At 73.9% G+C, this 13,448-nt stretch carries 13 protein-coding genes; 11 read left to right on the forward strand and 2 right to left on the reverse strand.

Translation table 11 applies throughout. From position 1 onward, the window contains the following. Positions 1-37: 37 nt before the first annotated feature. On the reverse strand, positions 38-466 hold the full coding sequence (gene dtd / locus ABD158_RS08290) for a D-aminoacyl-tRNA deacylase (protein WP_344006011.1): 429 nt from the start codon (positions 464-466) through the stop codon (positions 38-40). A gap of 38 nt (positions 467-504) precedes the next feature. Between dtd and ABD158_RS08295 the strand changes: the two genes are divergently transcribed. The 7 genes from ABD158_RS08295 (at position 505) to ABD158_RS08325 (ending at position 10,584) form a co-directional block, all read left to right on the forward strand. Continuing rightward, on the forward strand, positions 505-1,341 hold the full coding sequence (locus ABD158_RS08295; RefSeq protein WP_344006013.1) for a beta-keto acid cleavage family enzyme: 837 nt from the start codon (positions 505-507) through the stop codon (positions 1,339-1,341). A 158-nt stretch (positions 1,342-1,499) separates the two neighbouring features. After that, positions 1,500-5,108, forward strand: coding sequence for a M14 family zinc carboxypeptidase (locus ABD158_RS08300; protein WP_344006015.1), 3,609 nt, complete (start codon positions 1,500-1,502; stop codon positions 5,106-5,108). Between the two features lie 241 nt (positions 5,109-5,349). After that, positions 5,350-5,826, forward strand: coding sequence for a hypothetical protein (locus ABD158_RS08305; protein ID WP_344006017.1), 477 nt, complete (start codon positions 5,350-5,352; stop codon positions 5,824-5,826). A 147-nt stretch (positions 5,827-5,973) separates the two neighbouring features. Then, positions 5,974-6,438, forward strand: coding sequence for a hypothetical protein (locus ABD158_RS08310; protein ID WP_344006019.1), 465 nt, complete (start codon positions 5,974-5,976; stop codon positions 6,436-6,438). 26 nt (positions 6,439-6,464) lie between these two features. Then, on the forward strand, positions 6,465-8,243 hold the full coding sequence (locus tag ABD158_RS08315) for a LamG-like jellyroll fold domain-containing protein (RefSeq protein ID WP_344006021.1): 1,779 nt from the start codon (positions 6,465-6,467) through the stop codon (positions 8,241-8,243). 119 nt (positions 8,244-8,362) lie between these two features. After that, a complete protein-coding gene (locus ABD158_RS08320; RefSeq protein WP_344006023.1) occupies positions 8,363-8,767 on the forward strand; it encodes a peptidase associated/transthyretin-like domain-containing protein in 405 nt (134 codons plus the stop codon). A 62-nt stretch (positions 8,768-8,829) separates the two neighbouring features. Then, positions 8,830-10,584: a DUF4012 domain-containing protein gene (locus ABD158_RS08325; RefSeq protein ID WP_344006025.1), complete on the forward strand. Its 1,755-nt coding sequence runs from the start codon at positions 8,830-8,832 to the stop codon at positions 10,582-10,584. A gap of 287 nt (positions 10,585-10,871) precedes the next feature. Here the strand turns inward: ABD158_RS08325 and ABD158_RS08330 are convergent, their stop codons facing one another. Further along, positions 10,872-11,378 (reverse strand): heme-binding beta-barrel domain-containing protein, encoded by a 507-nt coding sequence (locus ABD158_RS08330; RefSeq protein ID WP_344006027.1) that lies wholly within the window; start codon positions 11,376-11,378, stop codon positions 10,872-10,874. A 23-nt stretch (positions 11,379-11,401) separates the two neighbouring features. Between ABD158_RS08330 and ABD158_RS08335 the strand changes: the two genes are divergently transcribed. The 4 genes from ABD158_RS08335 to ABD158_RS08350 all read left to right on the forward strand — a co-directional run bounded on the left by ABD158_RS08335 (position 11,402) and on the right by ABD158_RS08350 (position 13,385). After that, positions 11,402-11,764 carry a DsrE family protein gene (locus tag ABD158_RS08335; protein ID WP_344006029.1) on the forward strand — a complete coding sequence of 121 codons (363 nt, stop codon included), beginning with the start codon at positions 11,402-11,404 and terminating at the stop codon, positions 11,762-11,764. A gap of 139 nt (positions 11,765-11,903) precedes the next feature. After that, the gene (locus ABD158_RS08340; RefSeq protein ID WP_344006031.1) at positions 11,904-12,392 is read left to right on the forward strand and encodes a hypothetical protein; all 489 of its coding nucleotides are present in this window, start codon (positions 11,904-11,906) and stop codon (positions 12,390-12,392) included. Positions 12,393-12,455: 63 nt separating this feature from the next. Continuing rightward, entirely contained in the window at positions 12,456-12,956 is a 501-nt protein-coding gene (locus tag ABD158_RS08345) for a Fur family transcriptional regulator (RefSeq protein WP_344006033.1), read from the forward strand. Positions 12,957-12,962: 6 nt separating this feature from the next. Further along, the gene (locus tag ABD158_RS08350) at positions 12,963-13,385 is read left to right on the forward strand and encodes a VanZ family protein (protein ID WP_344006035.1); all 423 of its coding nucleotides are present in this window, start codon (positions 12,963-12,965) and stop codon (positions 13,383-13,385) included. Positions 13,386-13,448 lie beyond the last annotated feature (63 nt).

Below are 13,448 nucleotides of genomic sequence, written 5' to 3' on the forward strand. Positions count from 1 at the left end.
CACGGCCCGGCGCCCGCCGCCGGCCCGGCACCGGTCGCTACGGGCTGTCGAGCACCAGCGTCACGGGCCCGTCGTTGACGGAGGCGACCTGCATGTCGGCGCCGAAGACGCCGCGGGAGACCCGGGCGCCGAGGGCCTCGAGCTCCGCGCACACCGCGTCGTACGCCGGCTCCGAGACGTCGCCGGGGGCCGCGGCGCTCCAGGTGGGTCGGCGGCCCTTGCGGGCGTCGCCGTAGAGCGTGAACTGGCTGACGACGAGCACCGGGGCGTCGACGTCGGACGCGCTCCGCTCGTCGCGCAGGATCCGGACACCCCAGATCTTGCGGGCCGTCCAGGAGACCTCGGCCGCACCGTCCCCGTGGGTCACCCCGAGCAGGACGAGCAGGCCCGGCTCGGCGATCTCGCCGACGACCGTCCCGTCCACGGTGACTGACGCCGAAAGAACTCGCTGCACGACCGCTCTCACGCCGCAAGTCTGGCATCGTCTCTGGCAGCATGCGGGCCATGAGCCACCCCGCGGACCTGCTGATCACCGTCGCGCCCACCGGCGCGGAGACCGCGAAGGCCGACGCGCCCGCGCTGCCGACCACCCCCGAGGAGATCGCGGCGACCGCCCGCGACTGCGAGGCCGCCGGCGCCGGGATGATCCACGTGCACGTCCGCGACCACGACCACGCCCCGACCCTCGACGGGGGGCTGTTGACGGAGTGGGTCGCGGCGATCCGCGAGTCCAGCGACCTGGTCGTCCAGCTGTCGACCGGCGGCTCGGTCCACGACCCCCTCGAGCAGCGGCTGAAGGTGCTCGACGCCGAGCCCGACTCGTGCAGCCTGACGATGGGCACGACCAACTTCGGCGACGACGTCTTCGCCAACCCCTGGCCGTTCGTCTGTGAGCTCTACCAGCTCAGCCAGGAGCGGCGGGTCGTGCCGGAGTTCGAGCTCTTCGACCTCGGCCAGGTCCACGCCCTGTCGCGGCTGCTCGACCGCTACGGCCCGCCGTACGGCGGGAAGGTGCACTGCGACCTGGTGATGGGCGTGCCCGGCGGGATGCCCGGCACGGCCGACGCGCTGGTCGCCGCAGTCGCGATGCTGCCGGCGGCGACGACCAGCTGGGGCGCCACCGGGATCGGCCGGACGACGCTGCCGGTCGCGCTCGCCTCGCTGTCGAAGGGCGGCCACCTCCGCGTCGGGATGGAGGACGTGCTGACGATCAGCCGCGGCGTCGCGGTGGAGTCCAACGCCCAGCTCGTGGAGCGTGCCGTGGCCCTCGGTCGTCTCGCCCAGCGGGAGCCAATGACGCCGGCCGGGGCCCGCGAGCTGCTCGCCGTACGGGCGCGCTGAGGGCTCGTGACCGAATCGTGACCCGATCATGAGGTCGGTTCATGATGTGGTGCTTGACACGTTTCAACGCGCGCTGGTTCTCTCAGCCCACCCTGATCTCACGCACAAGCAGCGGACAGGGCTTCGTCGGGTCGTCGACCCGCGTCGAGAGGACACCCATGCGTTCATCCCCCCTCCGACGGCGGGTCGCCGCCGTCGCCGTCCTGGCCCTGATCCCCGGTCTCGCCGCCGCCGCGACCTCCGGGACCGCCGCGGCGGACCCGACCTCGCCCCCGGCAGGCTCGAGCCCCGGAGCCACCTCCAGCCACGGGTCGGCGGACGGCCACGACCACGACCACGGCCTGTTCCACGAGGCCGGCGAGGAGACCTCGGTCATCGAGGTCCAGGTCGCCGACACCGCCGAGCTCGACGAGCTGCTCGCCACGGGGGTCGACACCACGCACGGCATCGAGCCGCGCGACGGCGGCATCGTCGTGCCCGTCGTCGTCACCCCGAGCGAGGCCGAGAGCCTGCGCGAGGCGGGCTACGAGCTGGGCGCCACCCAGTCGCGACCCGACCAGGACGCCGCGGCCGCGCTCGCCGAGCGCGAGCGCACGCTGGCGGCGGCCCGCCGGGCCAACCGCAGCTTCGCCGCCCGCGCCGACGACCCCACCGCGCCCGACGTCTCCGACGTCCGCATCATCCGCGCGGACTACTACACCAACTACGGCCAGGCCTTCGTCTCCGTCGAGGCGAAGTGGGCCGACGGCCAGACCAACGCCGGTGCGCTGACCGTCGAGCGCGACAGCGGCCCGGGCACGGAGTTCGGCTCGGGTGGCACGCAGACCATCACGCGCTTCGTCGACGCGGGCGTCTACCTCTACCACCGCGGCGCCGCTCCCGCGGCGACCGTCGGCGAGGGCGACGCGGCGGTCGCCGTCCGGCCCGACCGCGTGCGGATCACCAGCCCGTCGGGCGACGTGGCCATCGCGAAGGTCGCCGACTGGCTGCCGACCTCCGGCGACGACCCGTTCAAGGGTCCGGGCTACCAGGAGGACTTCATCGACTCCTACCTCGACCCGACCCAGCTCTACGACCGCATCGCGGCGCTGGCCGAGGAGTTCCCCGACCAGGCCGAGCTCGTCGAGCTGCCCTACGCGTCCAACGGCTACCGCCGCCCGTCGCAGGCGCTGCTCGACCCGCCGGGCAACCGCGTCGTCCTCGGCGCCGGCTCGTCCCGCGCCGAGTACGCCTACGTGCCGAGCACGACGCTCGGATCCGCCGTGCCCGCCGGCGGCCTCGCCGCGGCGCCCGTCGCCGCCGTGAGCGCCGCACCCAACCAGGCGTGGCCCAACGCGACGCCGGCCCAGGGCTGCGGTCCCTTCGCCGACTTCCCCTCGGGCGCGGTCGCCGTGGTCGAGCGGGGAGAGTGCGGCTTCGGCGACAAGGCCGTCAACGCCCAGCAGGCCGGCGCCTCCGCCGTCCTCATCGCCAACAACGTGGCGGGGCTCCCGACCGCTCCCGGCGGCACGGCTCCCGGCGTGACCATCCCGGTGGTCGCGGTCTCCCAGGCCGACGGCCGCACGCTCCGCGCCGCCGCCGGCACGCCGGCGAGCCTCGTGCCCGGAGCGACCCCGGCGAGCAACGCCCGGGTCGGCCTGGACAGCAAGGCGTGGGGCCACGAGGGCGGGGACGACGTCTCCGCACGCCTGTCGCGCCCGGCCTCCTCGCCCTCGGACCTCGTCGTCCGCGTCGCCGGCACGAGCGTCGACGTCGAGCTCGCCACCGACGCGGGGGGCGCGATCACCACGACCGCCGCCCAGGTGGTGGCCGCGATCGACGGCGACCCCCGGGCCTCCGCGCTCGTCAACGCCTACACCTACCGCGGCTCCGCCGGTGACGGCGTGGTCGCCCCGACCCGCCTGATCGGGCTCGACGACAACCTCAACGCCCCCGACTACGTCTCCCACGACCCGCAGCCGGTCTACGCGCTGCGGATCGGCACGGCGCCGGAGGGCGAGAAGCCCGGCGTCCTGGCCTACGCGCAGGAGCACGCCCGCGAGTGGGTGCCGCCGCTGGTGACGATCGAGACCGCGGAGCGGCTGCTGCGCAACTACGGCAGCCACGCGCCCACCACCGACCTGGTCGACAACCTCGAGACCTGGATCGCGCCGTCCATCAACCCCGACGGTGGGCACTACTCCTTCTACGACTTCGCCAGCCAGCGCCGCAACATGGTCCGGTACTGCGCCGAGGGCGGCAACTACGACGTGGGCGCCCGCAACGCGTGGGGCGTCGACCTCAACCGCAACCACGAGATGTACAGCGCCTTCGACGGCTACGACGGTGCGTCGACGACCAACTGCAACTCCGACACGTTCGCGGGCCCCTCGGAGCACTCCGAGGGCGAGGCGCGCAACGTCGAGTGGCTGGGCGCGAAGGACAACGTCAAGTTCTCGATGAACCTGCACAGCTCCGGCAACTACTTCATGTGGTCGCCCGGCTCCTACATCCGCGAGGGCCGTGTCACCGCGCCGCGCCCGAGCCTGCAGGACGAGCAGTTCTTCGAGCAGGCCTCCGAGAAGATCCTCACCGGCATCAAGCGCCACCGCGGCACGTCGGTCACCCCGGCCCGCACCGGCGTCACGGCCGACGTCCTCTACTCGGCGGCCGGCAACTCCGGTGACCAGCTGTACTACAAGCACGACGTGTACGCCTGGAACTTCGAGACCGGCGTGATGTTCCAGCCGCCGTTCACCAACCCCGACCCGACCGGCGGGTCCGCCCAGGCGGAGTCGATGGAGTTCGCCAACGGCCTGATTGAGATGCTGCGGGTCGCCCGTGAGCTCGAGCAGGACACCCTGGCGCCGACCACCGTGGTCGACGTCGCGGAGGCCGGCACCGCCGGCAAGGTCAACGTCACCTTCGACTCCTCCGAGGCCGTCGAGATCCGCTACACCCTCGACGGCACCCGGCCGACCGCCACCAACGGCGAGACGCTGCAGGCCAACGGGGTGCGCGAGGGCGGGGAGACGCTGCTCGTCGACGAGGGCGCGACGATCTACTGGTACGCGACCGACCCCGCCGGCAACGTCGAGGGCGGCTACGACCCGACCGCGGAGTCCGGCACGGGCTTCCGCAAGTGGATCGCCGAGGTCGGCTACGAGCTCGCCCCGGCGGCGTCCACCGTCGAGCTGGACCTCGACCCGGCCGCCGTGCGGGTCGGTCGGTCGGTCGAGGCCACCGTGAGCGTGACCTCCGCCAACGACTTCGACCTGGCACCGTCCGGCGTGGTCACGCTCACCGCCGACGGGCTCGAGCCCCAGGTGGTCGAGCTCGGCGACGACGGCACGGCGACGACGGACCTCGGCCCGTTCCGTGGGGCCGGCGACGTCGAGGTCACGGCCTCCTACGCCGGCGACGACACGAGCGCCGCGTCGACCTCGGACCCGCGGACGGTCGAGGTGAGCACCGTGCCCACGGGCACCCGGGTCGCGCGTCAGCAGCCCGCCCGGGTGCTGACCGACGGGCCGGCGGCGCGCACCCGCGCCCGCCTCGTGGTCCGGGTCGACCTCGCCGACGACGCGGACAGTGCGCCCGCCGGCTGGGTGCAGGTCCGGCGCGCCGGCGAGGTGATCGCCCGCGGCCGGGTCGACGCGGGCCGCGCCGTGGTGACGCTCCCGCGGTTCGCGCAGCCCGGCGCCAAGCAGCTGCGGGTCCGTTACAACGGCTCCGCGACGTTCGGCGCCTCGGCGACCGGCTACCGACTGGTGGTGAGCCGCCCGTAGGGCCCGCACTCCCGTCGTACGTCCGGACCGGCGTCACCCCCTCGGGTGGCGCCGGTCCGGCGCGTCCGGGGTCGTTTGCACCATGAAGGTTAAGTTTTCATCTAACGATGTGATTTCTCTTCGGTGAACGCCTGACACCTTCTACGGTTTGTGCTGCGGGGGCTCCGGCTCCCGAGACCAGGGGGGCGCGGTGGGGACCGCGTCGACAACTCAATGTATGATTTCCGGGGGGAAATTCGTCATGCGCAGCAGCCGCACGAGAAAAGTGTTCATCGTCGTCGGGGCCTTCGTGCTCGCGATGGTGGGGTCGATCGCCTTCGCGTACTGGACGTCGGACGGGTCCGGCACCGGCTACGCGGACACGGGGGACACGCGACCGGTCGTGATCGAGCAGACGTCCGTCGTCAGCGACCTCCGGCCGGGCGGGGCGCCGCAGACGCTGAGCGGCCGCTTCGACAACCCGAACGCCGGACCGGTCTTCATCGGCACGGTGACGGCCAGCATCGACGGCGTGACGACGGCCGCGGGGGCGGTCGGCGAGTGCACCGCCGACGACTACGTGCTCAGCGGAGCCGAGATGACCGTCAACTCCGAGATCGCGGCCGGCGACGACGTCGGCACGTGGTCCGGCGCGAGGCTCGCCTTCGACAACAAGGCGACCGTCGACCAGGACGGCTGCAAGGGCGCGACCGTCACCCTGGCCTACACCGCCCGCTGAACCGCGTGCGCTGGTCCTCCTGGCTGCTCCACCACCGGGGAGGGGTGGTGGAGCAGCGGGGCCGAGCGAGGAGGAGGGGTCGTGGGGCGAGGCAGGCACCGCGCCGAGCGGGTGCGTCCGCGGTGGCGTGGCCGCGCGGGTGGGGTCGTGGCCTCGCTCGTGGTGGCGGGGGTGGTGACCGGGGTCGTCGCGGTCGCGGTCGAGGCCGTGATGACGCTCGGCACCGGGACCGGTACGGCGGCCGCGAGCTCCGCCGTACCGGTCACCCTCGGCCGCGCGACCGGTGGTGCCGACCTGCGCCCGGGGGGACGCGGGACGGTGCGGCTGGTGGCGACGAGCTCGGCCGACGCCGTGGTCCGCCTCGCGCGGCTGGAGCTCGACGCGGCTCGCGGCGACGGCGGGTTCTCGACGGACCGGCCGGGTTGCCCCGGGTCGGCGTTCGGGTTCAGCGCGCAGGACCGCGGGGGTGAGGGCTGGCGCGTGCCCGCGCGCTCGGGCGGGACCGACGGGTCGCTGGCGATCGCGCTGCCCGGGGCGGTGTCGATGACCAGCACGGCGCCGGACGCCTGCCAGGGCGCCACCGTGACCGTGCACCTGCGGGCCGGGCGCTGACGGACCGGGACGGGGAGGTGGAGCGCGTGGTCGGAGGGGCGCTACGACGGGGCGCGGCCGTCGGCCTCGCCGCCGGGCTGGTGCTCGCCGCTGCGCAGGGCCACGCCTTCTGGACCGCCACCACCACGGCCGGGTCGGCGGGGGAGGCGTCGGCGCTGCGGATGCCGGCCGGGCCCGTGCCCGACGTCGAGGTCTCCGACCGCGACGACGTGCGGGTGACCTGGGCGGGGGTCGGGCTCGCCGACGGGACCCCGGCCGACGCCTACGTCGTCACCCGCGTCGCCGACGACGGCACGACGTACGCCGCGACCGGCGGCTGCGCGGGTCCGGTCCCGGCGGGGGCGACGACGACCACCTGTCGCGAGGACGGCGTCCCGGACGGCGTCTGGACCTATCGCGTCGCGCCCCGCCTGGCCTCCTGGTCGGGGCCCGTGGGCGCGGCGAGCGCCGCCGTGCGCACCGACGCGACCGCGCCGAGCACGACCGTCGGGGTCCGCGGGGAGGTCGGCGGGTCGGCGCTCACCGGGTCGACGGTCTGGTTCCGCGGGGCGGCGGCGGGGTCCTTCCGCGTCGTGACCACCGTCGCCGACCCCGGGGGCTCGGGTCCTGCGCGGGCCACGACCTCCGCCGTCGGGGCCCCGGGCTGGACCCACGCCGGCGGACCGGTGACGACCCCGCCCGGCGGGCCCTACCTGTCCGCGCCGGTCGCGTGGGCCGCGGGCACCACCGCCGGCCACGACCTGACCGTGACCGGCGCCGACGTCGCCGGCAACACCCGCGCCCTCACCCTCGCCGTACGCCGGGACGACGACGCCCCGACCGGTGGCGAGGTCGGGCTGCCCGACGGCGCGACCACCGCGACGACGACCGCGGTCCGGGTCGACGCCGCCCAGGACGGCGGGTCCGGGGTCGCGGGCCGACGGCTCGAGGGCACCAGCGCGCCGCTGGCCGGCAACGCCTGCGGCGACTTCGGCCCGTGGACCCTGCTGAGCGTCGACCCCGGCCCGACGTACGACTGGGCGACGCCGGCCGGGCGCTGCTTCCGCGCCCGCCACGTGGTGGTCGACCGCGTCGGCAACGCCCGCGAGGCGGTGGCCCCGCAGACCGTGAAGGTGCGCGACTACGCCGCCACGATCACCGCCACCCCGGGCCTGGTGTCCTACTGGCGCCTGGGGGAGCGCGCCGGGTCCACCCTCACGGCCGTCCGCGGCTCCGCCGGCTCGTACGGCGGGGGGCCGGGCCTGGGCGGGGCCGGGGCGATCGTGGGGGACCCGGACACCGCGGCGTCGTTCGACGGGGTCGACGACCACGCGTCGGTGGCGCGACCGGTGTCGGGGTCGTTCTCGCTGGAGCTGTGGTTCCGCTCGGTCCAGGGCCGGGGCTCCTCCGGCAGCTGGACCAACGGCGCCGCCCTGCTCGACGCGTCGACGCCGACCTTCCTCGGGGAGAGCGGCTTCGGGATCTCGGTGTTCGCCGACGGCCGGGTCGTGGCCGGTGTCGCCGACGGCCTCTTCGCCCCGGCCCGGACCGCGGTCTCGTCAGGTGGACACCTCGACGGGCGCTGGCACCACGTCGTGATGACCCGTGACGCGAGGTCCGGCCGGGTCGAGCTGTACGTCGACGGCGAGCTCCGTGCCGTCGCGGCGGGCTGGACCGGTGCGCTGTCCCGCGCGGCGCGGATGGGCCTCGGGCGCCTGCAGGGCGGCGGCAACGCCTTCCAGGGGGACCTCGACGAGGTCGCGGCGTACGACCGTGTGCTGGACGCGGGGACCGTCCGCGACCACTACCTCTCCGGGTTGCCGTGATGTCGGACCACACACGCGATCGTGCAACTTGAGGAAATCCTCGGTTAACGATGGCGGGATCGCTGTCGGCGTGGCCTATGCTCACGACCACAAGCACACACACATGGGGAGTCCCGCGCATGAAGAAGATCATCGCCAGCCTGGCTGTCGCGTTCCTGATGACCGCCGGCCTCGTGGCCGGCACCTCCACGACGGCCTCGGCCGGCCCGTACAGCGGTACGATCACCACGATCCCGCAGGTGCAGGCCCCGGTCGTCCGTCCCGGCCAGCGCGGTCGGATCCGCCTCGAGGTCCAGTCCGAGGCCGGCAACGCTCCGGTGCGTGGCCCGGTGCTCATCACCATCTCGAAGCGCCCCAGCGGCGTGGCCCGCACCGTCAAGCGCTTCTACAACGGCAACCCGCGGAACTACCGCCTGCCCAAGCTGGCCCCGGGTCGTTACACGCTGGTCGTGACGTACGTGGGCTACCCGCGTTCGGTCTACAAGCCGAGCACGCAGGTGCGCAACCTGTTCGTCCAGCGCTGATCCACCTCTGACGCCCCGTCGCTTCGGCGACGGGGCGTCAGTGCGTTCGGAGGGAGTACACGGTGGGGAAGCGCCGCCTTCTCGTCCTGGTCAGTCTGCTCGTCGTGGGGGCGCTCGTCGCGTTCGCGGGCTGGGTCGCCTGGTTGGGGTGGCAGGCGCAGGGCGACCTGCGCGAGGCCCAGGACCACGCCACCCAGCTGCGCGCCGCCCTGGGCGACCGCGATGCCGCTGCGGCGGAGCGCGCCGGCGACGCGCTGGCAGCGTCCGCGCGCTCGGCGATGGATCGCACCGACGGGCTGGACTGGACGGTCGCGACCTGGTTGCCGGTCATCGGCGACGACGCCGAGGGCGTGCGCGCGATCAGCTCGTCCCTGCACACCCTGGCGGTCGACGGCGTCGCGCCGCTGGTCGCGGCGAGCGGCGACGTGGACCGGTTGACCGTCGAGGGTGGAGTCGACCTCGACGTGGTCGCAGGTCTGCGGGAGCCCGTGGAGCAGGGGTACGACGCGGTGACCCGAGCTGCGGACGAGGTCCGCGCCGTCGACAGCGACGGCTTCGTGGGTCGGGTGCGAGCGCCGTACGAGGAGTACGTCGAGCTGGTCGAGGGGCTCGAGTCCGGCCTGGGCGCGGCGCGCACCGCGGTGGACCTCCTGCCGCCGATGGCCGGCGGTGAGGGCCCTCGCGAGTACCTGCTCGTGGTGCAGAACAACGCCGAGATCCGCGCCTCGGGCGGCCTGCCCGGGGCCTTCGTCCTGCTGGGAGCCGACGGGGGGCGACTCAGCATCCTGCGACAGGGCGGTCCCCGGGACTTCGAGAGCGACCTCGAGCAGCCCATCCTTCCCCTCAGCGAGGCCGAGCAGCTCGTCTACGACGACCTGCTCGGCACCTTCTTCCAGGACGCCAACTTCACCCCCGACTTCCCCCGCACGGCAGAGCTCATGAACGCCCACTGGGAGGCCTCCGGTGCACAGGCGGACCTCGACGGCGTCCTGTCCATCGACCCGGTCGCCCTCAGCTACGTGCTCGGGGCGATCGGCCCGGTCGAGGTCGACGGCCGCACCCTCACGCAGGACAACCTGATCGAGGAGCTGCTCTCGACGCCCTACCTCGAGCTCGAGCCCGAGGCTCAGGACCAGCTCTTCGCGGATGCCGCGCGGGTGATCTTCGAGGAGGCCGTCGGCGGTGGTCTGGGAGACCCGCTGGCATTCCTGGAAGGCCTCGCCCGAGCCGGTCGTGAGGGCCGCTTCCTCATCAGCTCGTTCGACGAGGCCGAGCAGGAGCAGCTCGCGGGGACCCGGGTCGCCGGGGAGCTGACCGGTGACGACGGGGCCACCCCTCATGTCGACGTCAGTCTCAATGACGCCACCGGGTCGAAGATGTCCTACTACCTGCGCTACGGCGTCGAGACTGTCTCGGAGGGGTGTCGCGACGACGGCCAGCGGCTGGCGGGTTCGATGCGGATGCGCCAGACCATCGACCAGGCCGACGCGGAGGAGCTGCCGGAGTCGGTCACTGGTGGCGGCATCCGCGGCACGCCGGCGGGGGCGCAGCTGGTGATCGTGCGCCTCTACGGCCCCTACGGTGGATCGATCGACCGGGTGCGCCTCGGCTCCGATGTGCTGAACCCCGGGATCGTCGAGCTCGACGGGCGGCCGGTGGCCGTGCTGAACGTGTTCCTGTCGTCCACCGAGCCGATCGACCTCGACTGGCGCATGACGACGGCCGCCGGTCAGACCGACGACGTCGAGGTCGGTGTCACGCCGAGCATCGTCCCGGGCGACAAGAACTTCACCACCGCCAGCTCCTGCACCGACTGAGGGAGTGTTCACCTCGCCCCACTCCCACCTCGCCAACGGAGGTCGAGGTGCGAGGGGCCCTGGCGACGGGCCGCGGGACCCGGTGGGTCGGGCGCCGCGTTAGTCGGGCGGCTCGTTGGTCGGAGGTCGAGGTGCGAGGAGCCCTGGCGACGAGCCACGAGACCCGGTGAGCCGTACGCCGCCTTGTTCGGAGGTCGAGGTGCGAGGAGCCCTGGCGACGAGCCACGAGACCCGGTGAGCCGTACGCCTCCCGACCGACGATCACTCCAGGCGCAAACCCCGGGTGATCAGCCCCGCTGCAGGCGCGCCCAGGCGCGCGGCTGGAGGGCGTGACCCTCGGCGGCGACGTCGTAGGCGTAGAGCAGGTCGCCCTCGACGTTGCCGTAGAGCCGGGTGGCGCCGACGACCTCGTGGGCCGACTCGGTGCGCGCGACGGCGTCGGTGGAGAGGTCCAGGCGGCCGCCCGAAGCCTCGCCGTAGTAGATCTCGACCACCCCGGTGTGGTGGGCCACGACCATCTCGACCCGGGCAGTGCCCTTGCCGTCGGAGGTGCCGCGCAGGAACCCGGTCTCGACCATGTCCTCCCGCACGTGCTCGCCGGCGTCGTCGACGACCCAGGTGCGGGACAGGTACTGCAGGAACGGCCGCCCGTCGTGGGTGAAGATCAGCTCCTGGCCGAACTCGTGCTTGTCGATCGTCGGGTAGTCGCCGTGGCCGTTGCCGCGCCACGTGCCGAGCATCCAGGCCAGCGGGGCGACGTCGGGGTGCAGGTCGGAGGGCAGCTCGAACGCCATGGCCGCCAGTCTAGGGTCGAGCCATGTCGCGCTCGCTGGTCGTCAAGGTCACCTGTGGAGCCGAGGACGCCGAGCGCTGCAACCAGGGCTTCACCGTCGCCTCGACGGCCCTCGCGGCCGGCGCCGAGGTCTCGCTGTGGCTGACCGGCGAGGCCGCCTGGTACGGCGTGCCCGGGCGTGCCGAGGACTTCTCGTTGCCGCTCGCCACGCCGCTGGCGGACCTGCTCGCCGCGCTGCTGGCCGCCGGGCGGGTCACGGTCTGCAGCCAGTGCGCCGCCCGCCGCGACATCGACGCCGACGCGGTGCTGCCGGGCGTGCGGATCGCCGGGGCCGCGACCTTCGTCGAGGAGGCGCTGGCCGACGGGGCCCAGGCGCTCGTCTACTGACGCTCCTCTGCAGGCCTGCCTTGCGAGCTCGCTGCGGGATCGTTGCACTGACCACGCAGGAGCGCTGCGTGAGGGTTGAGGTGCGCGGGGGAGTCTCGTCACGAGCACGGGGGTCGTTCTCTGTCGAGGAGGCTCCTGGATGCTGCGGTTGTTCACGTGGGCGCTGGTCGCGACGCTGGCCGTCGTGGGGGTGCGGATGGTGGTCGAGGCCCAGGTCGCCGGCGCGGGCTCGGCGTCCCGAGCTGCCGCCGTGGGGAACGGCGACCCGACCTCGACGGTGGGTGCGGGATCCGTGGTGCACGTTCCCGGGCCCGTCGCCGGGGTCCAGCCGCCGCTGATGGCGGTCCGGGACGCGTTCGGCGCGGCCCGCGGTTACCTCGCCCTGACCGGCTTCTCGCCGTCGTCCCTGGTGGCCCAGCTGAGGGCCGACGGGTTCACGCGCTCGGTGGCCTGGGGTGTGGTGGCCGGCCTCGAGGTGGACTGGAGCGCCGAGGCGGTGGAGGTGGCGTGGTCGGTCGTCCGCAACGCCGGGGTCGGCTCGGAGGAGCTGTCGACGAGGCTGCGCGCCGAGGGGTTCACCCCTGAGCAGGTCCGGGTGGCCGTCGCGACCGTCCGCGGCCCGACGTGAGAGCGGCGGTGACGGGGGCGGTCCACCGGCCCGGGGGTGGTGAGCCGGTCTAGGATCGCGGACATGAAGAGCCGCGCCGAGACCGACTGGCGCGAGAAGCTGCGGGGGAGCGGCTACCGGCTCACGCCGCAGCGCGAGCTCATCCTCGCCGCGGTCGACGCGCTGGGTCACGCCACCCCCGACGAGGTGCTCACCGAGGTCCGCAAGAACTCCTCGGCAGTCAACGTCTCGACCGTCTACCGCACCCTCGAGGTCCTCGAGGAGCTCGGGCTGATCCGTCACACCCACCTCTCGGACCGGGCGCCCACCTACCACTCGGTCTCCGACCACGAGCACTTCCACCTCGTGTGCCGCGGCTGTGGTCGGGTCACCTCGATCGACGCGGCCGTGGCGGCGGAGTTCGCGGCGCTGCTCGAGCGGCAGCACGACTTCGTCGCCGACCTCGGCCACCTCGCGGTCCACGGCCACTGCCGCGACTGCGCCGAGGGTGCGGGAGCCGAGGATGCCGGCGCCGGCGCCGGCACCGCCGCCCAGGCGACCCCCACCCACCACGACCACGACTGAGGCCGGGTGTCGCCGATCACGGCCCGACGTCTGCTCGCGGCGTACGCCGTCCTGCTCGCGGTCGTCTTCCTCTGGCCCGCCGGAGACGCGCCGAGTCGGGCGGTGGACCTGCTGACCGCCGGGGTGCGGACGCTCGGCGTCGACCCCCGGCTGGCCCACCCGGCGATCGTGGAGGTCCTGGCCAACGTCGCCATCACGGTGCCGCTCGCCGTCCTCGGTCGGCTCGGCTGGCCGGCGTCGCCCTGGTGGCAGTGGGCCCTGCTGGGGCTCGCGGTCGGCGTCGGCGCGGAGAGCGCGCAGGCGCTCCTGCTGCCCGACCGGTTCGCCAGCCCGGTCGACGTCGTCGCCAACACCCTCGGCGTCGCCCTCGGCGCTGGGCTCGCCGCGCCGGCCGCCCGTCGGCGACACGCCCGGGCGACCGGGGTGTGAGATCCGGGACGGTTGGTGATTACACTTTCAACGACTTCCGTCCACCTCGTACGACGGACGTCG

This window comes from Nocardioides lentus (assembly GCF_039529515.1).
Lineage (GTDB): Bacteria > Actinomycetota > Actinomycetes > Propionibacteriales > Nocardioidaceae > Nocardioides > Nocardioides lentus.